Annotated in this window: 21 protein-coding genes; 8 read left to right on the top strand and 13 right to left on the bottom strand. The window is 58.9% G+C overall.

What is annotated here, in order from left to right; all coding sequences use genetic code 11:
* Entirely contained in the window at window positions 1-1,359 is a 1,359-nt protein-coding gene (gene qseC, locus JL05_RS08120; protein ID WP_033632111.1) for a quorum sensing histidine kinase QseC, read from the bottom strand.
* Complete coding sequence (gene qseB / locus JL05_RS08115; protein WP_004937550.1) at window positions 1,356-2,018, bottom strand: quorum sensing response regulator transcription factor QseB; 663 nt, start codon at window positions 2,016-2,018, stop codon at window positions 1,356-1,358. The genes qseC and qseB overlap by 4 nt, the downstream gene beginning before the upstream one ends.
* 166 nt (window positions 2,019-2,184) lie before the next feature.
* Between qseB and panB the strand changes: the two genes are divergently transcribed.
* The 3 genes from panB to panD all read left to right on the top strand — a co-directional run bounded on the left by panB (window position 2,185) and on the right by panD (window position 4,383).
* Entirely contained in the window at window positions 2,185-2,979 is a 795-nt protein-coding gene (gene panB, locus JL05_RS08110; protein WP_004937548.1) for a 3-methyl-2-oxobutanoate hydroxymethyltransferase, read from the top strand.
* A gap of 23 nt (window positions 2,980-3,002) precedes the next feature.
* Complete coding sequence (gene panC / locus JL05_RS08105; protein ID WP_033632110.1) at window positions 3,003-3,857, top strand: pantoate--beta-alanine ligase; 855 nt, start codon at window positions 3,003-3,005, stop codon at window positions 3,855-3,857.
* Between the two features lie 145 nt (window positions 3,858-4,002).
* Window positions 4,003-4,383: an aspartate 1-decarboxylase gene (gene panD / locus JL05_RS08100; RefSeq protein ID WP_004937544.1), complete on the top strand. Its 381-nt coding sequence runs from the start codon at window positions 4,003-4,005 to the stop codon at window positions 4,381-4,383.
* A 34-nt stretch (window positions 4,384-4,417) separates the two neighbouring features.
* Here panD and JL05_RS08095 read toward each other — a convergent pair whose 3' ends face one another.
* From JL05_RS08095 to JL05_RS08085, 3 genes are all read right to left on the bottom strand, one after another.
* Window positions 4,418-5,698: a polysaccharide deacetylase family protein gene (locus JL05_RS08095; RefSeq protein WP_033632109.1), complete on the bottom strand. Its 1,281-nt coding sequence runs from the start codon at window positions 5,696-5,698 to the stop codon at window positions 4,418-4,420.
* Between the two features lie 177 nt (window positions 5,699-5,875).
* Complete coding sequence (locus JL05_RS08090) at window positions 5,876-6,646, bottom strand: ABC transporter permease (RefSeq protein ID WP_004937535.1); 771 nt, start codon at window positions 6,644-6,646, stop codon at window positions 5,876-5,878.
* Window positions 6,643-7,566 carry an ABC transporter ATP-binding protein gene (locus JL05_RS08085; protein WP_004937534.1) on the bottom strand — a complete coding sequence of 308 codons (924 nt, stop codon included), beginning with the start codon at window positions 7,564-7,566 and terminating at the stop codon, window positions 6,643-6,645. Before JL05_RS08085 ends, JL05_RS08090 begins: the two co-directional genes overlap by 4 nt.
* A gap of 210 nt (window positions 7,567-7,776) precedes the next feature.
* On the opposite strand from JL05_RS08085, the gene can reads away from it, so the two are divergent.
* Entirely contained in the window at window positions 7,777-8,433 is a 657-nt protein-coding gene (gene can, locus JL05_RS08080; RefSeq protein ID WP_015379031.1) for a carbonate dehydratase, read from the top strand.
* A gap of 38 nt (window positions 8,434-8,471) precedes the next feature.
* Here the strand turns inward: can and hpt are convergent, their stop codons facing one another.
* Entirely contained in the window at window positions 8,472-9,008 is a 537-nt protein-coding gene (hpt, locus tag JL05_RS08075; protein ID WP_004937527.1) for a hypoxanthine phosphoribosyltransferase, read from the bottom strand.
* Between the two features lie 98 nt (window positions 9,009-9,106).
* Window positions 9,107-10,774: a multicopper oxidase CueO gene (gene cueO / locus JL05_RS08070; protein ID WP_033632108.1), complete on the bottom strand. Its 1,668-nt coding sequence runs from the start codon at window positions 10,772-10,774 to the stop codon at window positions 9,107-9,109.
* Between the two features lie 217 nt (window positions 10,775-10,991).
* On the opposite strand from cueO, the gene JL05_RS08065 reads away from it, so the two are divergent.
* From JL05_RS08065 to speD, 3 genes are all read left to right on the top strand, one after another.
* Window positions 10,992-11,339, top strand: coding sequence for a YacC family pilotin-like protein (locus JL05_RS08065; protein ID WP_004937515.1), 348 nt, complete (start codon window positions 10,992-10,994; stop codon window positions 11,337-11,339).
* A gap of 125 nt (window positions 11,340-11,464) precedes the next feature.
* Window positions 11,465-12,328 carry a polyamine aminopropyltransferase gene (gene speE, locus JL05_RS08060; RefSeq protein WP_033632107.1) on the top strand — a complete coding sequence of 288 codons (864 nt, stop codon included), beginning with the start codon at window positions 11,465-11,467 and terminating at the stop codon, window positions 12,326-12,328.
* A gap of 27 nt (window positions 12,329-12,355) precedes the next feature.
* Window positions 12,356-13,150, top strand: a complete 795-nt coding sequence (gene speD, locus JL05_RS08055; RefSeq protein ID WP_033632106.1) for an adenosylmethionine decarboxylase — start codon at window positions 12,356-12,358, stop codon at window positions 13,148-13,150.
* 32 nt (window positions 13,151-13,182) lie between these two features.
* On the opposite strand, the gene yacL is transcribed toward speD, so the two are convergent.
* The 6 genes from yacL to pdhR form a co-directional block, all read right to left on the bottom strand.
* Window positions 13,183-13,545 (bottom strand): protein YacL, encoded by a 363-nt coding sequence (gene yacL / locus JL05_RS08050; RefSeq protein WP_016930072.1) that lies wholly within the window; start codon window positions 13,543-13,545, stop codon window positions 13,183-13,185.
* Window positions 13,546-13,684: 139 nt separating this feature from the next.
* Window positions 13,685-16,282, bottom strand: a complete 2,598-nt coding sequence (acnB, locus tag JL05_RS08045) for a bifunctional aconitate hydratase 2/2-methylisocitrate dehydratase (protein WP_004937504.1) — start codon at window positions 16,280-16,282, stop codon at window positions 13,685-13,687.
* A 513-nt stretch (window positions 16,283-16,795) separates the two neighbouring features.
* Window positions 16,796-18,220 (bottom strand): dihydrolipoyl dehydrogenase, encoded by a 1,425-nt coding sequence (gene lpdA / locus JL05_RS08040; protein WP_004937500.1) that lies wholly within the window; start codon window positions 18,218-18,220, stop codon window positions 16,796-16,798.
* Between the two features lie 233 nt (window positions 18,221-18,453).
* The gene (gene aceF, locus JL05_RS08035; RefSeq protein ID WP_033632105.1) at window positions 18,454-20,337 is read right to left on the bottom strand and encodes a pyruvate dehydrogenase complex dihydrolipoyllysine-residue acetyltransferase; all 1,884 of its coding nucleotides are present in this window, start codon (window positions 20,335-20,337) and stop codon (window positions 18,454-18,456) included.
* A 13-nt stretch (window positions 20,338-20,350) separates the two neighbouring features.
* A complete protein-coding gene (aceE, locus tag JL05_RS08030) occupies window positions 20,351-23,014 on the bottom strand; it encodes a pyruvate dehydrogenase (acetyl-transferring), homodimeric type (protein WP_033632104.1) in 2,664 nt (887 codons plus the stop codon).
* A gap of 165 nt (window positions 23,015-23,179) precedes the next feature.
* Window positions 23,180-23,944, bottom strand: coding sequence for a pyruvate dehydrogenase complex transcriptional repressor PdhR (gene pdhR, locus JL05_RS08025; RefSeq protein ID WP_004937490.1), 765 nt, complete (start codon window positions 23,942-23,944; stop codon window positions 23,180-23,182).
* Between the two features lie 631 nt (window positions 23,945-24,575).
* Between pdhR and JL05_RS08020 the strand changes: the two genes are divergently transcribed.
* On the top strand, window positions 24,576-25,952 hold the full coding sequence (locus tag JL05_RS08020) for an amino acid permease (protein ID WP_004937488.1): 1,377 nt from the start codon (window positions 24,576-24,578) through the stop codon (window positions 25,950-25,952).
* Window positions 25,953-26,014: the final 62 nt, after the last annotated feature.

Raw genomic sequence — 26,014 nt, 5'->3', positions numbered from 1 at the left:
CTACAGCGCCAACCGCGCGACAAATCCCCCCGCCGGGCGATTGGCGAAACTGATCTGTAAACCATGCAAGCCGGCAATACGCTGTACGATCGAGAGCCCCAGCCCGCTGCCGGTTTGTTCCTGCCCCGGCGGGCGATAGAAGCGCTCTCCGAGCCGCGCCAGATGCTCCGTGGTGACCCCCGGACCGTCGTCCTCCACCGTCAGCGAACGTTCGCTCAACGTCACGGTGACGACGCCGCCCTGCGGGGTATAGCGCACCGCGTTGTCCAGCAGATTGCGCAACAGCAACGACAGCAGCAAGGTTTCTCCCTGACGCGGCGGCGGCGTTCCCTGCTGTTCATAGCGAAGCGTCACGCCCGCCGCATGCGCCTGCCGGTCCTGTTCCGCCAGGGTCATCGTCACCAGATTGTTCCAGTCGATCGGCGCCAGTTCGGCCAGATCCGACAGCGAATCCAGCCGCGACAGCGTGAGCAGCTGATCCACCAGCCGGGTGGCGCGATCGATGCCGAGCGTCAGATTGTCCAGCGCGTGCTCGCGCATCGGCGCATCGTCCCCCGCCAGCTGCACCACTTCGGTCTGCACCCGCAGCGCCGCCAGCGGGCTGCGCAACTCGTGTGCGGCATCGGAGGTGAAGCGTCGCTCCCGCACCAGCAAAGCGTTGATGCGGGCAAACAGCGCATTGAGCGCATCCACCAGCGGGCGCACCTCGGTCGGCACCTGGCGCGCGTCCAGCGGCGTCGCATCATCGGGCGCGCGCCGGCGCAAACCGGCGGCTACCGTGCGCAACGGCCGCAGCTCGCGCCCGACCATCAGCGCGATCAGCAGCATCAGCACCGGCAGCGTCGCCAGCCAGGGCACCAGTTGGCCGGTCACCATGCCCAGCGCCATATCGCGCCGGTAATCCCACTCCTGGCCGACCACGATGCGGTAGCGCCCGTCCGGGCTGGTCAGCCACACCAGGCGCCAGCTGTCGTCATCGCCTTTGCGCTCGCCGTCGGTAAAACCCTCACGCTCCCCGTCAAACAGGAAGTCGGCACCGTTCTCGCCGTCGTTGAGCAGCATCTTGCCCTGGCGATCGAAGATGGCGAACGCCAGCGCGTCGTCGTCCTGCTCGCCGCGCTTGCCGTGATGCACCAGCTTCTTGGTTTTCGGCAGGCTGCGCGCGCTTTCATCGGCCAACAGATCGCCGAGGTTGGCGGTCGCCAGCCGTTTGGCGAACAGCATCTGTTGGGTGTCGAACACTTCGTTGATGGTGTTGCGCGACATCACCCAGGCCACCACGCTGGCGGTGCTCCAGGTCAGCAGCGCCAGCAGGCTGAAGATCAGGATCAGGCGCAGCCGCAGGCTGAGATGCTTCACGGCGCATCCCCCAGCGTGTAACCCACGCCGTGGATGGTACGGATGAAGCCGTTGCCCAGCTTGCGCCGCAGGTGGTGAATATGCACCTCCACCGCGTTACTGCTCACCTCGTCGTCCCAGTTGTACAGTTTCTCCTGAATCAACGGCCGCGCCAGCACCCGCCCTTTGTTGTGCAAAAACAGCTCCAGCACCGCCAATTCGCGCGGCGTCAGCGTCACCGGTTCGCCGTTGCAGCTCACGCTGCGGGTGGCGCTGTCGAACACTACGTTGCCGTGCGTCAGCTGCGGCATCAGTTGGCCGTGGCGACGCCGGATCAGCGCCTGCAGGCGCGCCGCCACTTCGGCCAGCGCGAACGGCTTGCACAGATAATCGTCGGCGCCGCTTTGCAGCCCGCTGACCCGCTGCTCCAGCGCATCGCGGGCGGTGAGGATCAGCACCGGCACGTCCTGCCCGGCCTGGCGCCACTGGCGCAGCAGATCCAGACCATCGAGGCCCGGCAGGCTGAGATCGAGGATCACCGCGTCGTACGGCGCGCTGTCCAGCGCATTTTTGCCGACGGCGCCGTCGGTGAACCAGTCCAGATTGAAGCCGAGTTTGGTCAGCCCGGCCTTGATGCCGTCCCCGATCAGTTTGTCATCTTCGATCAACAGAATTCGCATGAGTATCCCTTTTGAGTCTTGGCGCCATTGCACCACAAGGTTCTTAAGAACCGCTTAAGCATGGCGATCCGCGCTACCCACCCCGATCGGGTTACAGTAGAATGACTGCACTTTTTTGCAGCCTGGGCCTGCGTACGCCGCACGGCCCGTTTCAGGAGACGTTGTGATGAAACCCACCACCGTGACCCACTTGCGCCAGTGGAAACAGGAGCAACGCAAGTTTGCTACCCTTACCGCCTACGATGCCAGCTTTGCCAAACTGTTTGAAGAGCAAGGCATCAAAGTCCTGTTGGTGGGCGATTCGCTGGGCATGACGCTGCAGGGCCACGACTCCACGCTGCCGGTCACCGTCGCCGACGTGGCCTATCACACGCGCGCCGTGCGCCGCGGCGCGCCGGCCTGCCTGCTGTTGGCCGATCTGCCGTTCATGAGTTACGCCACCCCGGAACAGACCTTCGCCAACGCCGCCGAGCTGATGCGCGCCGGCGCCAACATGGTGAAACTGGAAGGCGGCAGCTGGTTGTGCGACACGGTGAAAATGCTCGCCGAACGCGCGGTGCCGGTATGCGGCCACCTGGGCCTGACGCCGCAGTCGGTCAACGTGTTCGGCGGTTATAAGGTGCAAGGGCGCGACGAACTGGCCGCCAAACAGCTGCTGCAGGACGCGCAGAATCTGGAACTGGCCGGCATTCAGCTGCTGGTGCTGGAATGCGTGCCGACCGAGCTGGCGCGCCAGATCACCGAAGCGCTGTCCATTCCGGTCATCGGCATCGGCGCCGGCAACGGCACCGACGGCCAGATCCTGGTGATGCACGACGCCTTCGGCATCACCGGCGGCCACACGCCCAAGTTCGCCAAGAACTTCCTGGCGCAGAGTGGCGATATCCGCACGGCGGTGCAGCATTACATTCAGGAAGTGGAGCAAGGCCTCTACCCGGCGGCTGAACACTCTTTTAACTAAGCGATGGTTCCAGGAGTCACTCAATGATTATTATCGAAACCCTGCCGATGCTGCGTCAGCAGATCCGCCGCTGGCGCCAGGAAGGCAAACGCATCGCGCTGGTGCCGACCATGGGCAACCTGCACGACGGCCACATGACGCTGGTCGATGAAGCGCGCGCCCGCGCCGACGTGGTGGTGGTGAGCATCTTCGTTAACCCGATGCAGTTCGATCGCCCGGACGATCTGGCGCGCTACCCGCGCACGCTGCAGGAAGACAGCGAAAAGCTGACCCGCCGCGGCGTCGATCTGGTGTTCGCGCCGGCCCCGGCCGCGGTTTATCCGCAGGGCCTGGAGCAGCAGACCTACGTCGACGTGCCGGGCATCTCCACCATCCTGGAAGGCGCCAGCCGGCCGGGCCACTTCCGCGGCGTTTCCACCATCGTCAGCAAGCTGTTCAACCTGGTGCAGCCTGATTTGGCCTGTTTTGGCGAGAAGGATTACCAACAGCTGGCGTTGATCCGCAAAATGGTGGTGGACATGGGTTACGACATCGATATCGTCGGCGTGCCGACCGTGCGCGCCAAAGACGGCCTGGCCCTCAGCTCGCGCAACGGCTACCTGACCGCCGAAGAGCGCAAGGTAGCGCCGCAGCTGAGCAAGATCATGAACGCGCTGGCGCAACAGCTGGCCAATGGCGAGCGCCAGATCGAAGCGCTGCTGGAGCAGACCGCCGAGCAGCTGCGCGCCGCCGGCTTTACGCCGGATGAGCTGTTTATTCGCGACGCCGACAGCCTGCAGCCGCTGACGGTGGACAGCCAGCGAGCGGTGGTGCTGATGGCCGCCTGGCTGGGCAAGGCGCGTCTTATCGACAACCAGCAGGTCGACCTGACGCTGTAAGCCGTTTTTTATACTATCGTCACCCAGAAGACCTGACCATTGGTAGACAATGGCGGAGCAATCGGTGACGATAGAGATTGCAGGGATGCAGGAGAGATGTTCAACCCCAGCGCCTGTGAAGGCCGATATTCAGTTAGGTAAAGCTATGATACGTACTATGCTGCAAGGCAAGCTGCATCGCGTCAAAGTCACTCAGGCTGACTTGCACTATGAAGGCTCCTGCGCCATCGACCAGGATTTCCTGGAGGCCGCCGGCATTCTGGAATATGAAGCGATCGATATTTACAACGTGGATAACGGCCAGCGCTTCTCCACCTACGCCATCGCCGCCGAGCGCGGTTCGCGCATCATTTCGGTCAACGGCGCCGCCGCGCGCTGCGCCTGCGTAGGCGACAAACTGATCATCTGCTCCTATGTGCAAATGACCGACGCCGACGCCCGCCAACACCACCCGAAAGTCGCCTATTTCGAAGGTGACAACAACCTGCAGCGCAAGGCGAAAGCCGTGCCGGTTCAGGTCGCCTGACAATAAAACGGGCACCTTGCGCGCCCGTTCTTCCTTATTGCACCACCACCGTGCCCGGCTTGTTGGCTATCCGATCCGCCATGGTCTGGATCGAGTCGGTGCGCAGAATATACAGCCGCTTTAGCGTATAGGGGTTATCCCCCGGCTTTACCTTGCCCTGCACCGTGGTCACCGCCAAATGGAAACCGGCGTCCTGCGCCGCCTGAATCGCCCGTTGGTTATAGCCGCCGAACGGGTAAGACAGATACAGCACGTGCGGATTGAACTGCGACAGCGCGCGGCGTGAGCGCTCAAAATCAAACTCGATATTGTGCAGCGAACGGCTCAGCAAAATCGGCTGGCGATTACCGTCGGTGCGGTGCAGGAAATGGGTATGCGACTGCACGTCGAACACGTCCTGAATCTGCTTGAGCTCCGAGACGCTCATAAACTGCAGCGAGTCCGGGTTCCATTTCTGCGGGTGGCGTTTGATGCGCGAAGAGATGATGAACGCCGTGGCGCGGAAACCGTAATCCTTCAGCACCGGGTAAGCGTAGCGATACACCGATTTCAGCCCGTCGTCGAAGGTCAGCACGACCGCCTTGCCCGGCAGGTTGATCTGATTTTTCAGGTAGGCTTCCAGCTGGTACAGCGAAATGGTGTCGTAGCCCGCCTGCTTCAGGTAGGTCATCTGGTTGCTGAACGCCACGTCTGAAGTGGTGGTCGAGGTGTGGCGGAAGCGTTTGTTCTCTTCGTTTTTCAGCAGGTGGTGGTAAGTCAGCACCGGTATGCCGTTATCGATCTCGCAGTCCAACTCATTAATGAACCCCAGCCGCTCGCCGATGTTGACCTCGTACCAGGTGTTGTTCAGGCGATCCTTCAGCTTGCCGATGATCGGATAGCGCAGGTTGCCTTCCAGCGTGCCCAATACCTCGCTGTCCTTGTCCGCTGCGGTGTATACGTCGATCGTTTTTTGCGTGATCAGATTCTGGTTGGTCAGCGGTTTGTTCAGCTCGCCCAGATCGTCTTGCACCTTGCGCGACTTCTTCAATTCACGCACGTCGTCTTTATCGATAAAGCCGGTACCGTGCCCGAATTTGAATTCGTAGTATTCCGCATCCGCCGGGAAGACTTGGAGCAGTTGCCCGCGCTTCACTTCCCCTACCGGGATCACATGCTCGCCCACCAACGCATAGACTTCGCTATCGCGCTGCGCTTCCATGTATTCAGATTTAACCGCGCTGTCTTCCGACAGCAGACTAGCCAGGCTCACAGGGGAAACCAACGACATCAGAATGCCGAGCAACCCAGCCGTTAACATGTATTGAGACCGCATGATGATGTTCTGCTTACGAGTGCGTAATGACAAAAGTGGAGGAAATGTGGAGCGCCAGCATAGCACGATTTGAACAGCGGGGAACTAGCGGTTATTTGAGCAATTCTATTGATTTACGCGCCGCCTGCGCCAAATCAAGAAAAACGCCCCCGCCGGGAAAGCGAGGGCGCGATACGATCAGCTGCGCAGGCCGCGGCCACGCTCGATCAGGTACCAGGACAGCAGGTAAAACACCGCGATAAACGCCACCAACACCGCCATGGTGAACGCCAGCGGCACATCGTTGATGCCGAGGAAACCGTAGCGGAAGCCGCTGATCATATAAACGATGGGGTTCAGCTTGGACACCGCCTGCCAGAATGGCGGCAGCAGCGACAGCGAGTAGAACACCCCGCCCAGGTAAGTCAGCGGCGTCAGCACGAAGGTCGGGATCAGGCTGATGTCGTCGAAAGTAGTGGCGAACACCGCATTGATCAGCCCCGCCAGCGAGAACAGGATCGCCGTCAGCAGCAGCGTCAGCGCAATCACCCACCAGGCGTGCACCTGCAGCGGCACGAAGAACAGTGAGATGATGGTCACCAGCACACCGACGCAGATGCCGCGCGCCACGCCGCCGCCGACATAGCCGGCGATCACCACGTGGGTCGGCACCGGCGCCACCAGCAGTTCCTCAATGTTGCGCTGAAACTTGGCGCTGAAGAACGACGAGGCGACGTTGGCATAGGAGTTGGTGATGACCGCCATCATGATGAGGCCGGGCACGATGAACTGCATGTAGCTGAAGCCGTGCATATCGCCGATGCGCGAGCCGATCAGGTTACCGAAGATGATGAAGTACAGCGTCATGGTGATCACCGGCGGCACCAGGGTCTGGATCCAGATGCGCGCGAACCGGTTTACCTCTTTGGCCCAGATGCTCTGTAAGGCCACCCAATACAAACGCGTCATGCTTTCTCTCCATTGCCGTTAACCAGGGTGACAAACAGCTCTTCCAGGCGGTTCGCCTTATTGCGCATGCTCAGCACCTGCACGCCCTGCGCGCTCAGCTGGGCGAACAGGCCGTTCAGCCCTTGCTCGCGCATCACCTCCACTTCCAGCGTCGAGGTATCCGTCAGGCGGCTGCGGTAACCGTCCAGCTTCGGCAGCGGGCTCTTCGCCGCCAGATCGAGGATGAAGGTTTCCGACTTCAGCTTGGCCAGCAGCCCCTTCATCGAGGTGTTTTCCACCAGTTCCCCGTTCTGGATGATGCCGATGTTGCGGCACAGCATTTCCGCCTCTTCCAGATAATGGGTGGTGAGGATAATGGTGGTACCCTGGGCGTTCAGATCTTTCAGGAAGCCCCACATCGAGCGACGCAGCTCAATATCCACCCCGGCGGTCGGCTCATCGAGGATCAGCAGCTTCGGCTGATGCATCAGCGCGCGGGCGATCATCAGGCGGCGCTTCATGCCGCCGGACAGCATGCGGGCGCGCTCGTTGCGCTTGCCCCACAGATCCAGCTGATTGAGGTATTTTTCGGCGCGCGCCATCGCTTCACGCCGCGTGACGCCGTAGTAACCCGCCTGGTTCACCACGATCTGCAACACGGTCTCAAACGGATTGAAGTTGAACTCCTGCGGCACCAGGCCGAGCTGGCGCTTGGCGTTGACGATGTCTTTATCGATGTCGTAACCGAATACCCGTACGCTGCCGGCCGTTTTGTTCACCAGCGAGCTGATGATGCCGATGGTGGTGGACTTTCCGGCGCCGTTTGGCCCCAGCAGGGCATAAAAATCCCCCGCTTCGACGCTCAGGTCAATGCCGCGCAGCGCCTTGACGCCACCGGCGTAAGTCTTGGTCAGCTGCGCTAATTCCAGTGCATAATTCATATGTAAAATAGTACCTTATAACGATGAGTATGCCGCCACTCCCCTGTTTGCCAGGCTTGAAACACTAACGATAATCCTAGCATCGGCGACGTTTTCACTGCGTCGAATCCGTGCGCTAAATGAGGCTGCACCACTGTTCCGATTTCCAAATTGTGACGCTTACCCTATATTACCCCAACGCAATCTGTCCGTTACGGGTCAATCACCTCCATGAAAGAAATCGAAGAGCTTATCGCCAACAACCAGGCCTGGTCGGCCAATATCAGTCAGGAAGACCCGGATTTTTTTGAACGTTTAGCCCAGGCGCAAAAGCCCCGCTTCTTATGGATTGGTTGCTCTGACAGCCGCGTTCCCGCAGAACGCCTGACCGGCCTCGAGCCGGGTGAACTGTTCGTCCATCGCAACGTGGCGAACCTCGTAATCCACACCGATCTTAACTGCCTGTCGGTGGTGCAGTATGCGGTAGATGTGCTGGAAGTCGAACACATCATCATCTGCGGCCACCTGGGCTGCGGCGGCGTGCAGGCGGCGGTGGAAAACCCGGAGCTGGGTTTGATCGACAACTGGCTGCTGCACATTCGCGATCTGTGGTACAAGCACAGCTCGCTGCTGGGCGAGCTGCCGCCGGAACAGCGTTTCGACATGCTGTGCGAGATCAACGTCATTGAACAGGTGTACAACCTGGGCCACTCCACCATCATGCAGTCCGCCTGGAAGCGCGGCCAGAAGGTGATGATCCACGGTTGGGTGTACGGCATTCAGGACGGCCGCCTGCGCGATATGGAAGTGCTGGCGACCAGCCGCGAGAGCCTGGAGATGGGCTACCGCAAAGCGATAGCCAAACTGAAGCAGGATAAAGGCGTATAACCCCGCCGCGGGCGCGGCTTGCCGCGCCCCACATCCAATTACTCGTCCAGCAGCACCACTTTGCCGACGTACGGCAGGTGACGATAACGCTGAGCGTAGTCGATGCCATACCCCACCACGAATTCATCCGGGATCGAGAAGCCGACATATTCAACCGGCACCTGCACTTCACGGCGCTCAGGTTTGTCCAGCAAGGTGCAAATCGCCAGTGACTTCGGCCCGCGCAGCGCCAAAATCTCGCGCACTTTGTTCAGCGTGTTACCGGAATCGATGATGTCTTCCACGATCAGCACGTCTTTGCCGCGAATGTCTTCGTCCAGATCCTTGAGGATCTTCACGTCGCGGGTGGTGGACATGCCGCTGCCGTAGCTGGAGGCGGTCATAAAGTCGACTTCGTGCGGCACCTCGATCGCGCGGCAGAGATCGGCCATGAACATGAAGGAGCCGCGCAGCAGCCCGACCAGCACCATGTCGCTGCCGCTGTCGCGGTAATGTTCGGTGATCTGGCGGCCAAGTTCGGCGATACGGGTCTTAACTTCCTGCTCGGAAATCATTACGTCTACAGTGTGTTTCATAGTATTCAGGTCAGTTGCCGGAAGAAAGGCGCAGAGTTTAGCATAGCCTTTCGCCGGTGGCGACGCGAGCGCGCCGCCACGTGAGCGCCGGACCGCGATCATTCGTCGACGGTGAAGCCCATCATCATGCCGGTATCTTCGTGTTCCAACAGGTGACAGTGGGCCATATACGCATGTTCGCTGCTTGCCGGATGATCGAAGCGCACCAGCACTTCGCTGCGCCACCCTTCGACGCGCACCGTGTCCTTCCAGCCGCTGCGATGCGCCGCCGGCGGTTTGCCGTTTTCCGACAAGATACGGAACTGGGTGCCGTGAATGTGGAACGGGTGCAACATCATGTCGCCCTCACCAGAAATGGTCCATTTCTCATACTGGCCACGTTTGGCGGCGAACATCGGCTTGGTCATGTCGAAGGCCTTGCCGTTGATCATGTTGCCGTGGCTGAAGTCGAACGGTTTGGCTTTGCCCTGCGCGCCGCCGTGATCCATCCCGGCCATCTTGCCATGATCCATGCCTTTCATGTTGCCGTGATCCATGCCCTGCATGCCGCCCTTCTCCATGCCTTTCATGTTACCGTGGTCCATGCCTTGCATGTCTGCGCCACCCGTCGCGCCATGATTCATGCTCATGCCAGCCATCGCCTGGTGGCCATAGCGATCCATCAGCGCCTGCATGCCCAGCATATCCAGCTGCGGATCCATCATCAGCTGTAGCCAGCGCTCCTGGATACCGGTGATAGCAGGCAATGCCGGCAGCTTCACCAGGCTATCCGGCATGGTTTTAATGCCCTGCGCCAGCGAGGGCTGAATGCGCAGCACCGGCAGCGGTTGATCGAACGGCGCCAACGTCATGCCCATCTGCTTCACCGGCAGCGTCACGATATCGAATGCTTTCCCATCCGAGGCATCGACCAATACTTCAAAGCGTTCGCCCATCAGCATCGGCAGCTCGGTCAGCTTCACCGGCTCCGCCAGGAAACCGCCGTCGCTGGCGATAACGTACAGCGGACGGTTGTCACTGGCCGCCAGATTCAGCGAGCGGGCGTTACAACCGTTGAGGAAACGCAGACGCAGCCAGCCGCGCGGCGCCAGATGTTGCGGATACTGCGCGCCGTTGGTGAACATGCGATCGCCAAACCAGCCCACCGCCGCGCTCATCACGTCCAGGCGGTATTCGATCTGCGCGTCTTTGCCCAGCCGCTTATCCTGCAGGATCACCGGAATATCATCCTGCCCCCAGGTTTTCGGCAGCGGCAGTTTGGCGCTTTCGTCGTCTTCCAGCAGCACCAGCCCCGCCAGCCCCATCATCACCTGGCTGCCGGTTTTACCGTGCGTATGCGGGTGGAACCAGCAGGTGGCCGCCGGTTGATCAACGGTGAAATTCACCGTGCGCGTCGCGCCGGGATGGATCAGCGCCTGCGGGCCGCCATCGACGTCGCCGGGAATTTCCAGACCGTGCCAGTGGACGGTACTGGCCTCCGCCAGGCGGTTTTTGATATCGACCGTCACCGGCTGGCCACGCTGCAGCTTCACCGCCGGCCCGAGCAGCGCGCCGTTGAATCCCCAGGTTTTGGTGGCGGCGCCCGGCAACCAGCGGGTTTCCCCCGCCTGCAGCGCCAGCGCAATCTTTCCCTGCGCGTCGGGCGTCAACAGCGGCGGTACCGGCAGGGCCGGCCTATCGGCCGCCCAGGCGGCTCGGCTCCATAACGGCAATGCGCTCGCCGCGCCCAGCGCGGCGGTTAATTTAATAAAATCACGGCGTAACATCGCTGACTCCCTTTTCTCAGTGACATAACTCAATGCCGCCAGCCTAAACCTTCCCCCAGGCGGAAGGTCAAGCCTTTCCTGGCGGTATTTTAAGCTATGCCTCACAATCAAGAGAGTGTGACTGGCAAGCGCGACGCCGGCCCGCCGGCAATAAAATTTGGTGCCTTTACAGACAAGTGTGGTAACGTCAGCAGACGACAAACAGGCCTATTTCATGATGAAAAAAACAACGTTATCGATGCTGTTGCTGGCGATGCTGGGCTTCTCCAACGCCAGTCTGGCGCTGAATGAATCCGAGGCGGAAGATCTGGCCGATCTGACGGCGGTATTTATTTATTTGAAAAATGATTGCGGCTACAACGATTTGCCAAACGCGCAAATCAAACGCGCCATTGTCTATTTCGCGCAACAAAACCGCTGGGATTTGAGCAACTACAACAGTTTCAATATGAAGGCGCTGGGCGAAGACAGCTATCGGGATCTCAGCGGCATCGCCATTCCAACGCCCAAGAAGTGTAAATCGCTGGCGCGCGACTCGTTGAGCCTGCTGGCCTACGCCAATTAATTCTTTCCCCTTCTCCCATCCGCTTAACGCTCTCTCTGTCTGAAATTCAACCGTGCATCGCCAGGCAGAGTTAGCTATGATGTTGCGCCGATTTTTCATGGCTGTTATTACGGAGTTTCCCGCACATGACCCAGAAAGAAATTTGGTACGAAACGCTGCATACGGGCTTCGGCCAGTACTTCTCGGTAGAGAAGGTGCTGTACCGCGAGAAGACCGATCATCAGGATCTGGTGATCTTCGAGAACCCGGAGCTGGGGCGCGTGATGGCGCTCGACGGCGTGGTGCAAACCACCGAGCGTGACGAGTTCATCTATCACGAAATGCTGACCCACGTGCCGCTGCTGGCGCACGGCCGGGCGAAGAAAGTGCTGATCATCGGCGGCGGCGACGGCGGCATGCTGCGTGAAGTCAGCCGGCACCCTGGCGTGGAGCAGATCACCATGGTCGAGATCGACGCCGGCGTCGTCGAGTTCTGCCGCCAGTACCTGCCCAACCACAGCGCCGGCGCCTATGACGATCCGCGCTTCAAGCTGGTGATCGACGACGGCGTCAACTTCGTGAATCAAACCGACGAAACGTTCGATGTGATCATCTCCGACTGCACCGATCCGATCGGCCCCGGCGAAAGCCTGTTCACCTCGGCGTTTTATGAAGGCTGCGCCCGCTGCCTGAATGAGGGCGGCATTTTCGTCGCGCAGAACGGCGTCTGTTTCCTGCAGCAGGACGAGACGGTCAACAGCCACGCCAAACTGAGCCGCTACTTTAGCGACGTCAGCTTCTATCAGGCGGCGATCCCGACCTATTACGGCGGCATCATGACCTTCGCCTGGGCGAGCCAGGACCCGGCGCTGCGCCAGCGCGATCTGCCTGCCCTGCAACAGCGCTTTAACCAAAGCGGCCTACACTGCCGTTATTACAACCCGGCAATTCACGTCGGCAGCTTTGCCCTGCCGCAATATTTGCTCAATGCCCTGAACGTAACACGTTAAGCGAGAAGATAAAGGAGGTGGCCCAAATTGCATAAGCTAAAACTGCACGGCTTCAACAACCTGACCAAGAGCCTGAGTTTTTGTATTTACGATATTTGTTACGCCAAAACCGCGGACGATCGCGATGGCTATATCGCCTACATAGACGAACAATATAACGCCAACCGGTTAACCGAGATCCTGAGCGAAACCTGCTCGATCATCGGCGCCAATATTCTGAACATCGCGCGTCAGGACTACGAGCCGCAGGGCGCCAGCGTCACCATCCTGGTCAGCGAAGAGCCGATCGATCCGAAAGACGTCGATACGTCGGAACACCCCGGTCCGCTGCCAAATACGGTCGTCGCGCACCTGGACAAAAGCCATATCTGCGTACACACCTACCCGGAAAGCCATCCGGAAGGCGGACTGTGCACCTTCCGCGCCGATATCGAGGTTTCGACCTGCGGCGTCATTTCGCCCCTCAAGGCGCTGAACTATTTAATTCACCAGCTGGAATCCGACATCGTCACCATGGACTATCGTGTGCGTGGTTTTACCCGCGACGTGAACGGCGTGAAACATTACATCGATCATGAGATCAATTCGATCCAGAACTTTATGTCGGAAGACATCAAGGCGCTGTACCACATGATGGACGTGAACGTTTACCAGGAAAATATCTTCCATACCAAGATGTTGCTGAAGGATTTCGATCTGAAGCACTACCTGTTTAACGCGCAACCGGAGGCGTTGAGCGCCGCCGAGCGCAAGCAGATCACCGATCTGTTATGGAAAGAGATGCAGGAAATCTATTACGGCCGCAATATTCCGCATCTGTGATGGAAAGGGCGCGGCACGCCGCGCCCTGATGCTTAGTACTTCAGCATGAAAGAACGATAGGCTTTCAACACCCGCAGGAAGTCCTCAACGCCGCAGAATGAGAGGCTTTCTTCGTCGTAATAGTTCATCCCCTCTTCCATTTCATCGCCCTCGAACTCCAGCTGATTGGCGCGGATCATCACTTCTTCACCATCCATCAGCAGCGTATATTCATGGCCTTCCAGCTGCCATTGACGCTCGCTGCCTTTGACCTCGGCCGCGCCGGCTTCAATGCGGTCCAGCAGGTTGAAATCGCCTTTGACTTCTTCGTTGATCCAGTGGCCAATCGCTTCATGCCCCATCGAAAATCTGACGATCACCTGACCGGTGACGTCACGCAGAAATTCGTAATCCATAGCATGCCCTCCTGAGCCCTTTTTCTTAGTGTAAACATAAATGGCGGACTAACTCAGTGAGCGCTCGCAAAGTTGGCAACTGAGCAAAATAAAACGGGAGGCCAAGGCCTCCCGTTAAACAGTTGCGCAATATAGCGGCTTACACGGCGGTTTGGAAGATCACGCCGTCGGCTTTTTCGGTGTACTGCCCCAGCTGGTCAAAGTTCAGGTAGCGGTAGGTATCCGCCGCCGTCTTGTCGACCTGCGCCATATAGGTCTGGTACTCGTCCGGCGTCGGCAGGCGGCCCAGCAGGGACGCTACCGCGGCCAGTTCAGCAGACGCCAGATAGACGTTAGCGCCGGTGCCCAGACGGTTCGGGAAGTTACGGGTCGAGGTGGAAACCACCGTCGCGCCGTCCGCCACGCGCGCCTGGTTGCCCATGCACAGCGAGCAGCCCGGGATCTCGATACGCGCGCCGCTCTTGCCGAAGACGCTGTAGTAGCCTTCTTCGGTCAGCTGAGCCGCATCCATCTTGGTTGGCGGCGCCACCCACAGACGGGTCGGCAACTGGCCCTTGTGCTGATCCAGCAGCTTGCCGGCCGCGCGGAAGTGGCCGATGTTGGTCATGCAAGAGCCGATGAACACTTCATCGATCTTGCTGTTGGCCACGTCGGACAGCAGGCGCGCGTCGTCAGGATCGTTCGGCGCGCACAGGATCGGCTCTTTGATCTCGTTCAGATCGATGTCGATCACCGCTGCGTATTCCGCATCCGCATCGCCTTCCAGCAGTTGCGGATCCGCCAGCCATTTTTCCATGCCCTGAATACGGCGCTCCAGCGTACGGCGATCGCCGTAGCCTTCGGAAATCATCCACTTCAGCAGCACGATGTTGGAGTTCAGGTACTCTTCGATCGGCGCCTTGTCCAGCTTGATGGTACAACCGGCAGCGGAACGTTCGGCGGACGCATCGGTCAGCTCAAACGCCTGCTCGACCTTCAGATCCGGCAGGCCTTCGATCTCCAGAATGCGGCCGGAGAAGATGTTTTTCTTGCCCTTCTTCTCGACGGTCAGCAGACCTTGCTGGATCGCGTAGTAAGGGATGGCGTGCACCAAATCGCGCAGGGTGATGCCCGGCTGCATTTTGCCTTTGAAGCGCACCAGCACCGACTCAGGCATATCCAGCGGCATCACGCCGGTCGCGGCGGCAAACGCCACCAGGCCGGAACCGGCCGGGAAGGAGATGCCGATCGGGAAGCGGGTGTGGGAATCGCCGCCGGTGCCGACGGTGTCAGGCAGCAGCATGCGGTTCAGCCAGGAGTGGATCACGCCGTCGCCCGGGCGCAGCGAGACGCCGCCGCGGTTCATGATGAAATCAGGCAGCGTGTGGTGCGTGGTCACGTCGACCGGTTTCGGGTACGCAGCGGTGTGGCAGAACGACTGCATGACCAGATCGGCGGAGAAGCCGAGGCAGGCCAGGTCTTTCAGCTCATCGCGGGTCATCGGGCCGGTGGTGTCCTGAGAGCCGACGGAGGTCATCTTCGGTTCGCAGTATTCGCCAGGGCGAATGCCGGCGACGCCGCAGGCGCGGCCGACCATTTTCTGCGCCAGCGAGAAGCCTTTGCTGCTGGCGGCAACCGGTTTGGCGATGCGGAACACGTCGCTGTGCGGCAGGCCCAGCGCTTCGCGCGCCTTGGTGGTCAGGCCGCGGCCGATGATCAGCGGGATACGGCCGCCGGCGCGCACTTCATCCAGCAGCACGTCGGTTTTCAGCTCGAAGTTGGCGATCAGCGCGCCGGTCTCGTGGTTGCGCACTTCACCTTTGTACGGGTAAACGTCGATCACGTCGCCCATGTTCAGCTCGGACACGTCCACTTCGATCGGCAAGGCGCCGGCATCTTCCATGGTGTTGAAGAAGATAGGCGCAATCTTGCCGCCCAGCACCACGCCGCCGCCGCGCTTGTTCGGCACGTGCGGGATGTCGTCGCCCATGAACCACAGCACCGAGTTGGTGGCGGATTTACGGGAGGAACCGGTGCCGACCACGTCGCCGACGTAGGCCAGCGGGAAGCCTTTCTTGTTCAGCAGCTCGATCTGTTTGATCGGGCCGACGCTGCCAGGCTGATCCGGCACGATGCCTTCACGTTCGTTTTTCAGCATCGCCAGCGCGTGCAGCGGGATGTCCGGGCGCGACCAGGCGTCCGGCGCCGGAGACAGGTCGTCGGTGTTGGTTTCGCCGGTGACTTTGAACACGGTGACGGTGATCTTTTCCGCCAGCTCCGGGCGCGACAGGTACCATTCGGCGTCGGCCCAGGACTGCATGATCTGTTTGGCGTGCGGGTTACCGGCCTTGGCCTTCTCTTCCACGTCGTAGAAGTTGTCGAACATCAGCAGCGTGTGGGACAGCGCTTTGGCGGCGATCGGCGCCAGCTTCTCGTTGTCCAGCGCTTCGATCAGCGGATGAATGTTATAGCCACCCTGCATGGTGCCTAACAGTTCAATCGCTTTCTCGGGGGTAACCAGGGGGGATGTCGCTTCACCTTTGGCGATGGCCGCCAGGAAACCTGCTTTGACGTAGGCGGCTTCGTCGACGCCCGGTGGAACACGGTTAATCAGCAGGTCTAACAGGAATTCTTCTTCGCCTTTTGGCGGATTCTTCAGTAGTTCGACCAGCGCGGCCATTTGGGTGGCGTCTAGCGGCTTAGGGGCGATGCCCTCAGCAGCACGCTCGGCTACGTGCTTACGGTATTCTTCTAGCACGACGTTCTCCTCGCTCTCATTGTCATTTATTGTGCCTGGCGTATATGCAAACCGGGTTTATACCCTTTGGGTTTCACTCTGTGGCTAGGCGATCGGCCCGTAAAGGCCCCGAAACGGTGATTGGGGCAAACAAGCACGGTCAAACAGCGTTACAGCATGAAAGACTGATGGGTAGAGCGCACGGCGATATTGATGCCATCTATCCTGACGGGGCACTGCTGTCGATGTCCTGGACTGTAAGGTACAGTGCCCGGTTCCGCTCAGCCAGCATATCAGGATTTGAAACGGTTGTTAATTCGTTCACATAAAAGCAACATTAAATCTTTGCTGAATCGTTGAGCGCAGCGTAATCGGCTGCCGGACTAGCAGGACATTATACCCATATAATTAGAGTGGATATAAGCATGAGGATCGGAATTTGGCGCAGCGGCCACAAAAAACCGCGTTCTGCATCTGAGCAAAAAAAACGGCCCCTTTTCAGGAGCCGCTTGATGACCAGTCAAACCAGCAGAATTACTTCTTCTTGGCTTTCGGGTTAGGCAGATCGGTGATGCTGCCTTCGTAGATTTCCGCCGCCAGGCCCACGGATTCGTGCAGGGTCGGGTGAGCGTGGATGGTCAGCGCGATGTCTTCTGCGTCGCAGCCCATCTCGATAGCCAGACCGATTTCACCCAGCAGTTCGCCGCCGTTGGTGCCGACAATCGCGCCACCGATGATGCGGTGAGTTTCTTTGTCGAAGATCAGTTTGGTCATGCCGTCTGCACAGTCGGAAGCGATCGCACGGCCGGAAGCCGCCCACGGGAAGGTGGAGGTTTCGTAGCTGATGCCTTTCTCTTTCGCTTCTTTCTCGGTCAGACCCACCCACGCCACTTCCGGCTCGGTGTAAGCGATGGATGGGATCACTTTCGGATCGAAGTAGTGCTTCATGCCGGCGATAACTTCTGCGGCGACGTGGCCTTCGTGCACGCCTTTGTGCGCCAGCATCGGCTGACCGACGATGTCGCCGATGGCGAAGATGTGCGGCACGTTGGTGCGCAGCTGTTTGTCGACGTTGATGAAGCCACGCTCGTCAACTTCAACACCGGCTTTGCCGGCATCCAGCAGTTTGCCATTCGGCACGCGGCCGATCGCCACCAGCACCGCGTCGTAACGCTGTGGTTCTGCCGGCGCTTTTTTACCTTCCATCGTGACGTAGATGCCGTCTTCTTTGGCTTCTACCGCGGTCACTTTGGTTTCCAGCATCAGGTTGAACTGCTTGCTGATACGTTTGGTGAAGACTTTCACCACGTCTTTATCTGCCGCCGGGATAACCTGATCGAACATTTCAACGACGTCGATCTGTGAACCCAGCGCATGGTATACGGTGCCCATTTCCAGGCCGATGATGCCGCCGCCCATAACCAGCAGACGCTCTGGGACGGTTTTCAGTTCCAGCGCATCGGTAGAATCCCACACGCGTGGATCTTCATGAGGAATGAATGGCAGTTGGATCGGACGAGAACCTGCGGCGATGATGGCGTTGTCGAAGTTGATGGTGGTTGGGCCGTTTTCGCCTTCCACAACCAGGGTGTTAGCGCCGGTGAACTTGCCCAGGCCGTTGACCACTTTCACTTTACGGCCTTTGGCCATGCCAGCCAGACCGCCGGTCAGCTGTGTGATGACTTTTTCTTTCCAGACGCGCACTTTGTCGATGTCGGTTTTCGGCTCGCCGAAAACGATGCCGTGTTCGGCCAGCGCTTTGGCTTCTTCGATCACTTTGGCAACGTGCAGCAGTGCTTTGGAAGGGATACATCCCACGTTCAGGCAAACCCCGCCCAGAGTGGAATAACGTTCAACCAGAACGGTTTCAAGACCTAAGTCAGCGCAACGAAAGGCTGCAGAGTAACCTGCCGGGCCCGCCCCAAGTACCACGACCTGAGTTTTAATTTCAGTACTCATCATGACCTCTTAATTGATTGTCCGGCGGGTCAGACGTCATTTTTATTGCTAATCGATCTCATAACGCCCTTCATCCACCGGGACGCTTACACCGCGAGCAGTTTACAGAATTGTTAATAATCTGCAAAGCGTGTTCGAGTGACCCGTGTCTCAACAATTTTGTCGAGTTATGCAAAATCCGACAAAACTGCTACAGAATCGTCAGGGGCGCAGCATGCTGCGCCCCTTTTGCATTACATCACCAGACGGCGAATGTCGGACAACATGTTGTTGATGATGGTGATGAAGCGCGCACCATCGGCACCGTCGATAACGCGGTGGTCGAAGGACAGCGACATCGGCATCATCAGGCGCGGCATGAACTCTTTACCGTTCCAGACCGGCTCCATCGCAGACTTGGAGACGCCCAGGATAGCCACTTCCGGCGCATTGACGATCGGCGCGAAGTGAGTCGTCCCGATACCGCCCAGGCTGGAGATGGTGAAGCAGCCGCCCTGCATCTCGCCCGCGGTCAGCTTGCCGTCGCGCGCTTTCTTGGAGATGGTCATCAGCTCGCGAGACAGCTCGGTGATGCTCTTCTTGTTCACGTCCTTGAACACCGGAACCACCAGGCCGTTCGGGGTATCTACCGCCACGCCGATGTTGATGTATTTCTTCAGCGTCAGCTTCTGGCCATCTTCGGACAGCGAGCTGTTGAAGCGCGGCATCTGCTCCAGAGCGGCAGCAACGGCTTTCATGATGAACACGACAGGCGTGAACTTCACGTCCAGCTTGCGCTTGGCCGCTTCTTCGTTCTGCTGCTTGCGGAACGCTTCCAGATCGGTGATATCAGTTTTGTCGAAGTGAGTCACGTGCGGGATCATCACCCAGTTGCGGCTCAGGTTCGCGCCAGAGATCTTCTGGATGCGGCCCATTTCGACTTCTTCGATCTCGCCGAACTTGCTGAAGTCCACTTTCGGCCATGGCAGCATGCCCGGCAGACCGCCGCCGGCAGCAGCCGGAGCCGCTTCAGCGCGTTTCACCGCGTCTTTCACGTAAGCCTGAACGTCTTCGCGCAGGATGCGGCCTTTACGACCGGTACCTTTCACTTTCGCCAGGTTAACGCCGAATTCACGCGCCAGACGACGAATGACCGGAGTCGCGTGCACGTAGGCCGCGTTCTCGGCGAACTCGCCTTTGTCTTCAGCTTTCGCAGCCGGAGCGGCGGCTTTCGCGGCGGCCGGCGCCGGCGCAGCGTCCGCTTTAGCGGCTGGCGCGGCGGCAGCGGCAGGCGCAGCGCCTTCCACTTCGAACACCATGATCAGGGAGCCGGTTTTCACTTTGTCGCCGGTCGCGATCTTGATCTCTTTCACGGTGCCCGCGAACGGCGCTGGCACTTCCATAGAGGCCTTGTCGCCTTCCACGGTGATCAGAGACTGCTCGGCGGCAACCTTGTCGCCTACCTTGACCATCACTTCGGTCACTTCGACTTCGTCACCGCCGATGTCCGGCACGGCGACGTCTTTGGCCGCAGAGGCCGCAGGCGCTGCAGCGGCAGCCGGTGCTTGCGCCGCAGCCGGAGCAGCAGCGGAAGCGGCGCCAGCCACTTCGAACACCATGATCAGGGAGCCGGTTTTCACTTTGTCGCCGGTCGCGATCTTGATCTCTTTCACGGTGCCCGCGAACGGCGCAGGGACTTCCATGGAAGCCTTGTCGCCTTCCACGGTGATCAGGGACTGCTCGGCTTCCACCTTGTCGCCCACTTTCACCAGGATCTCGGTCACTTCGACTTCGTCGGCGCCAATGTCCGGCACAGCAACGTCTTTGGCAGCAGCGGCAGCCGGAGCAGCAGCTGCTGCTGCCGGTTTTTCTTCCGCTTTCGCCGCCGGAGCAGCTTCCGCTGCGCCTGCCGCTTCGAAGATCATGATCAGTTTGCCGGTTTCGGTTTTATCGCCGACCGCCACTTTGATCTCTTTCACCACGCCCGCCTGCGGGGAGGGCACTTCCATGGAAGCCTTGTCGCCTTCCACGGTGATCAGCGATTGTTCCGCTTCAACTTTATCGCCGACCTTCACCAGAATCTCGGTGATTTCGACTTCATCTGCACCGATGTCCGGTACGTTGATTTCGATAGACATTATTCAGTACCTCTTAGGCCAGACGCGGGTTAACTTTTTCCGGGTTGATGTCGAATTTCTTGATTGCGTCAGCAACCACAGAAGCTTCGATCTCACCGCGTTTAGCCAGTTCACCCAGAGCAGCAACCACCACGTAGGATGCATCGACTTCGAAGTGGTGACGCAGGTTTTCGCGGCTGTCCGAACGACCGAAGCCGTCGGTGCCCAGTACGCGATAATCGCTGGCCGGCACATAAGTACGAACCTGTTCGGCGAACAGTTTCATGTAGTCGGTAGAGGCTACCGCCGGCGCGTCGTTCATCACCTGAGCGATGTAAGGCACGCGTGGCGCTTCGGTTGGGTGCAGCATGTTCCAGCGCTCGCAATCCTGGCCGTCGCGCGCCAGTTCGGTGAACGAGGTCACGCTGTAGGTGTCGGAACCCACGCCGTAGTCCTTCGCCAGGATCTGCGCAGCTTCGCGCACGTGGCGCAGGATGGCGCCGGAGCCCAGCAGCTGTACCTTGCCTTTGCTGCCTTCCAGCGTTTCCAGCTTGTAGATACCCTTGCGGATACCTTCTTCCGCACCCTGCGGCATCGCAGGCATATGGTAGTTTTCGTTCAGCGTGGTCAGGTAGTAGTACACGTTTTCCGGGTTGTCGCCATACATGCGCACCAGACCGTCGTGCATGATCACCGCCACTTCGTACGCGTAAGCCGGATCGTAAGAGATGCAGTTAGGGATGGTCAGAGACTGAATGTGGCTGTGGCCATCTTCGTGCTGCAGACCTTCGCCGTTCAGGGTAGTACGGCCCGAGGTCCCGCCGATCAGGAAGCCGCGCGCCTGTTGGTCGCCCGCTGCCCAGCACAGGTCGCCGATACGTTGGAAACCGAACATCGAGTAGTAGATGTAGAACGGAATCATCGGCAGATCGTTGGTGCTGTAGGAGGTCGCTGCGGCCAGCCAGGAAGAGGCTGCGCCCAGTTCGTTGATGCCTTCCTGCAGGATTTGGCCTTTCTCGTCTTCTTTGTAGTAAGCAACCTGCTCACGGTCCTGCGGGGTGTACTGCTGGCCGTTCGGGCTGTAGATACCGATCTGACGGAACAGACCTTCCATACCGAAGGTACGCGCTTCGTCGGCGATGATTGGCACCAGACGATCTTTGATCGACTTGTTCTTCAGCATCACGTTCAGGGCACGCACGAAGGCGATAGTGGTGGAGATCTCTTTGTTCTGCTCTTCCAGCAGCGAGCTGAAATCTTCCAGCGCCGGCATTTCCAGCTTCTGGGTGAACTCCGGCAGACGGGTAGGCACGTAGCCTTTCAGCGCCTGGCGACGTTCGTGCAGGTATTTGTACTCTTCGGAATCTTTCTCGAAGGTGATGTACGGCAGTTTTTCGATGTCAGCATCGGCAACCGGCACGTTGAAACGATCGCGGAAGTGGTGAACCCCTTCCATGTTCATTTTCTTCACCTGGTGAGCGATGTTTTTACCTTCCGCGGTTTCACCCATGCCGTAACCTTTGATGGTGTGGGCCAGGATAACGGTCGGTTTGCCTTTGGTGTCCTGCGCTTTTTTCAGTGCAGCGAAGATTTTCTTCGGATCGTGACCACCACGGTTCAGCGCCCAGATTTCGTCGTCGGTCATGTCTTTGACCAGCGCCGCGGTTTCCGGGTAACGGCCGAAGAAGTGCTCGCGCACGTAAGCGCCGTCTTTGGATTTGAAGGTCTGGTAGTCGCCGTCCAGGGTCTCGTTCATCAGCTGAACCAGTTTACCGCTGGTGTCTTTGCGCAGCAGCTCGTCCCAACGGCCGCCCCAGATCACTTTCAGCACCTGCCAGCCTGCGCCGGAGAAGATGCCTTCCAGTTCGTTGATGATCTTGCCGTTACCGGTGACCGGGCCGTCCAGGCGCTGCAGGTTGCAGTTGATGACGAACACCAGGTTGTCCAGCTTCTCGCGGGTGGCGATGGTGATGGCGCCTTTGGATTCCGGCTCATCCATCTCGCCGTCGCCCAGGAAGGCGTAAACGGTCTGCTCAGAGGTGTCTTTCAGGCCGCGGTGTTCCAGGTATTTCAGGAACTTCGCCTGATAGATGGCGCTGATTGGGCCCAGGCCCATGGATACGGTCGGGAACTGCCAGAATTCCGGCATCAGCTTAGGATGCGGGTAAGAGGACAGGCCGTTGCCGTGCACTTCCTGACGGAAGTTGTTCATCTGTTCTTCGGTCAGGCGGCCTTCAAGGAAGGCGCGCGCGTAAACGCCCGGAGAGATGTGGCCCTGGAAGTAGACCAGGTCGCCGCCGTCTTTCTCGTTGCGTGCGCGGAAGAAGTGGTTAAAGCAGACTTCATAGAAGGTCGCGGAAGACTGGAAGGAAGCCATGTGGCCGCCCAGCTCCAGGTCTTTCTTGGATGCGCGCAGAACGGTCATGATCGCGTTCCAACGGATCGCAGAGCGAATGCGGCGTTCCAGATCCAGGTTGCCTGGGTAAGCCGGTTCGTCTTCTACCGCGATGGTGTTGACGTAGTTGTGCGCTGCAGCACCGGCCGCAACGTTAACGCCGCCTTTGCGGGCTTCTCCCAATACCTGATCAATCAGAAACTGAGCTCGCTCAACACCCTCTTCACGGATGACCGATTCGATCGCCTGCAGCCAGTCGCGGGTTTCGATCGGATCCACGTCATTGTTTAAACGTTCTGACATGGTGGTATTCCTTATCTGTCTAATGGTTTGTTTGGAGCCTGTCTTCCTGTGCTCTGTGAAAAAACACACGAAGACAGGCCCATCAGTTTAGTTGCCGCTTAAGTACTTAACTAAGTACCTCGAACTTAACCCCCGCAGGCTGGTGTACCCTGAAGAGGACAGCTCTTAATCCTTGCGTTGCTGGAGACGCCGCAGCGATCTCTCGCGCCGAGTATGCTCCCGGCTGAGATCCAGCAAGATTTCCTCGATAAACGCCAAGTGGCGATGCGAGGCTTCACGGGCCTTTTCCGGCTCGCGTGCCACAATCGCCTCAAAAATTCCGGCGCGGTGGCTGCTCACTTTTGCCAACATCTCACGGCGCGAGTAGAGCAATTCAAAGTTCTGACGCACGTTCTGTTCCAGCATCGGCCCCATGCAGCGTAGCAGGTGAAGTAACACAACGTTGTGAGCGGCTTCGGTCACGGCGATTTGATACTGCATGACCGCATCGGCTTCGGCGTCGAGATCGCCGCTGTCTTGAGCCTGTTGAATCACGATGTGGCAGTCGCGGATGCGCGCCAGATCTTCATCGGTGCCGCGCAGCGCCGCGTAATAGGCGGCAATGCCTTCCAGCGCGTGACGGGTTTCCAGCAGATCGAACTGTGATTCGGGATGGTCGGCCAGCAGCTCGGCCAGCGGATCGCTGAAGCTCTGCCACAGATTAGTTTGCACGAAGGTGCCGCCGCCCTGACGGCGCAGGAGCAGCCCTTTCGCTTCAAGGCGCTGAATGGCCTCTCTCAGAGAAGGACGGGAGACATCAAATTGTTTCGCCAGCTCGCGCTCCGGAGGCAGTTTTTCGCCTGGGCGCAGTGTCCCCTCGAGGATCAGGTATTCGAGCTGTTGCTCGATAACATCTGACAACTTGGGTTGGCGGATTTTGCTGTAGGCCATGAGTGAATTCTTCTCTGCGAATGGCGCGGAGTCAATTGGTAATACCAATTTCAAAAACGTGACGGTAAAGTAACAAAGTATTCACCTCCTGTCCATACGGGCCTTGATCGAAATCAGGTTACCCGCACATTTTAACACCCCGCTGAAAACCCCGCTGCAAACCGGTAACGCCGTGATGGTATTACCATTTACGCGGCGGGTTGGGGATTTAACTTTAACCAAACCTTACGCAAGGCAGAGTGCAAACTTTTTGCCCGAGTTTTATTGCATGGTTATTACGCTTTAATGAATGGCTATTTGGCGAGCAGCGCAACGGCGGTTCGTTCATTATTTGAACGCAGCCCACCGTTCAGATCTACGTTATTTTTGCGCATTATGTGATTTGTTGCTTATTTCATGCACTGAATCCCCCCTGCCGTCACACAACCCGCATTTTGTTTCCTAAACTGCTGCAATCTTAATCACTCACACGACAAAGCAGGTGCAAACCGACGCGCATAACATTATTCTCTGCCAAACGGTAGCGGCGCCGTGGAATTAATAGCTATAACGCCGTAAATAAAACAAAACACACATCGTAACCACTGCTTTACAGGCAGGTGGGCATTCACAACGACAGAGGGTTAGATTGATGGATGGTCAACAGCATGGTGACCAGCTGAAGCGCGGCCTGAAAAACCGCCATATTCAGCTCATCGCCTTAGGTGGCGCAATCGGCACCGGGTTATTTCTCGGTATCGCTCAAACAATAAAAATGGCCGGCCCGTCAGTGCTCCTCGGCTACGCCATCGGCGGCTTCATCGCGTTTCTGATCATGCGCCAGTTGGGAGAAATGGTGGTGGAAGAGCCGGTCGCCGGTTCCTTCAGCCACTTCGCCTACAAATACTGGGGCAACTTCGCCGGCTTCGCCTCCGGCTGGAACTACTGGGTGCTGTATGTCCTGGTGGCGATGGCGGAGCTGACCGCGGTCGGCATCTACGTGCAGTACTGGTGGCCGGAGATCCCCACCTGGGTTTCCGCCGCGGTATTCTTCCTGGCGATCAACGCCATCAACCTGGCCAACGTCAAAGTTTACGGCGAGATGGAGTTCTGGTTCGCCATCATCAAAGTGGTGGCGATTATCGGCATGATCGTGTTCGGCGCCTACCTGCTGTTCAGCGGCATGGGCGGCCCGGAAGCCACCGTCACCAACCTGTGGGCGCAGGGCGGGTTCTTCCCGAACGGCGTCATGGGCCTGGTGATGGCGATGGCGGTGATCATGTTTTCCTTCGGCGGCCTCGAGCTGGTCGGCATCACCGCCGCCGAAGCCGACAACCCGCAAAAAAGCATTCCGAAAGCCACCAATCAGGTGATCTACCGCATCCTGATCTTCTATATCGGTTCACTGGCCATTCTGCTGTCGCTGTACCCGTGGGGCAAAGTGGTCGAAGGCGGCAGCCCGTTCGTGCTGATCTTCCACGCGCTGAACAGCAACCTGGTAGCGACCGTGCTGAACATCGTGGTGCTCACCGCCGCGCTGTCGGTCTACAACAGCTGCGTCTACTGCAACAGCCGCATGCTGTACGGCCTGGCGCAGCAGGGCAACGGACCGAAAAGCCTGCTGAAGGTCGATGGCCGCGGCGTGCCGGTGGTGGCCATCGGCATCTCCGCCCTTGCCACCGCGCTGTGCGTGCTGATTAACTACCTGATCCCGGGCCGCGCCTTCGAACTGCTGATGGCGCTGGTGGTGTCGGCGCTGGTGATCAACTGGGCGATGATCAGCCTGGCGCACCTGAAATTCCGCGCCGCCAAAAACCGCGAAGGCGTAGTGCCGAAGTTCAAAGCGTTCTGGTACCCGTTCAGCAACTACCTGTGCCTGTTGTTCATGGCCGGCATCCTGGTGATCATGTACCTGACGCCGGGCATTCAAATCTCGGTGCTGCTGATCCCGGTATGGGTGGCGATCCTGGCCGTCGGTTACGCCATCAAACAGCGCAGCCAACGCGTCGACGGCGTCACCAGCCGTTGAATCCCGTGACCGCGCAGTAAAAGACCACCTCCTGAGGAGGTGGCTTTACACGACGCCCCCTA

The organism is Serratia nematodiphila DZ0503SBS1, assembly GCF_000738675.1.
Lineage (GTDB): Bacteria > Pseudomonadota > Gammaproteobacteria > Enterobacterales > Enterobacteriaceae > Serratia > Serratia nematodiphila.
The sequence above is the reverse complement of the archived record's forward strand: the minus strand, read 5'-3'. Positions and strand labels throughout refer to the sequence as shown.

Coding starts and splice junctions, on each gene's coding strand:
- qseB (WP_004937550.1), bottom strand. CDS start 2,018: ATGCGAATTCTGTTGATCGAAGATGACAAACTGATCGGGGACGGCATC.
- panB (WP_004937548.1), top strand. CDS start 2,185: ATGAAACCCACCACCGTGACCCACTTGCGCCAGTGGAAACAGGAGCAA.
- panC (WP_033632110.1), top strand. CDS start 3,003: ATGATTATTATCGAAACCCTGCCGATGCTGCGTCAGCAGATCCGCCGC.
- panD (WP_004937544.1), top strand. CDS start 4,003: ATGATACGTACTATGCTGCAAGGCAAGCTGCATCGCGTCAAAGTCACT.
- JL05_RS08095 (WP_033632109.1), bottom strand. CDS start 5,698: ATGCGGTCTCAATACATGTTAACGGCTGGGTTGCTCGGCATTCTGATG.
- JL05_RS08090 (WP_004937535.1), bottom strand. CDS start 6,646: ATGACGCGTTTGTATTGGGTGGCCTTACAGAGCATCTGGGCCAAAGAG.
- JL05_RS08085 (WP_004937534.1), bottom strand. CDS start 7,566: ATGAATTATGCACTGGAATTAGCGCAGCTGACCAAGACTTACGCCGGT.
- can (WP_015379031.1), top strand. CDS start 7,777: ATGAAAGAAATCGAAGAGCTTATCGCCAACAACCAGGCCTGGTCGGCC.
- hpt (WP_004937527.1), bottom strand. CDS start 9,008: ATGAAACACACTGTAGACGTAATGATTTCCGAGCAGGAAGTTAAGACC.
- cueO (WP_033632108.1), bottom strand. CDS start 10,774: ATGTTACGCCGTGATTTTATTAAATTAACCGCCGCGCTGGGCGCGGCG.
- JL05_RS08065 (WP_004937515.1), top strand. CDS start 10,992: ATGAAAAAAACAACGTTATCGATGCTGTTGCTGGCGATGCTGGGCTTC.
- speE (WP_033632107.1), top strand. CDS start 11,465: ATGACCCAGAAAGAAATTTGGTACGAAACGCTGCATACGGGCTTCGGC.
- yacL (WP_016930072.1), bottom strand. CDS start 13,545: ATGGATTACGAATTTCTGCGTGACGTCACCGGTCAGGTGATCGTCAGA.
- lpdA (WP_004937500.1), bottom strand. CDS start 18,220: ATGAGTACTGAAATTAAAACTCAGGTCGTGGTACTTGGGGCGGGCCCG.
- aceF (WP_033632105.1), bottom strand. CDS start 20,337: ATGTCTATCGAAATCAACGTACCGGACATCGGTGCAGATGAAGTCGAA.
- aceE (WP_033632104.1), bottom strand. CDS start 23,014: ATGTCAGAACGTTTAAACAATGACGTGGATCCGATCGAAACCCGCGAC.
- pdhR (WP_004937490.1), bottom strand. CDS start 23,944: ATGGCCTACAGCAAAATCCGCCAACCCAAGTTGTCAGATGTTATCGAG.
- JL05_RS08020 (WP_004937488.1), top strand. CDS start 24,576: ATGGATGGTCAACAGCATGGTGACCAGCTGAAGCGCGGCCTGAAAAAC.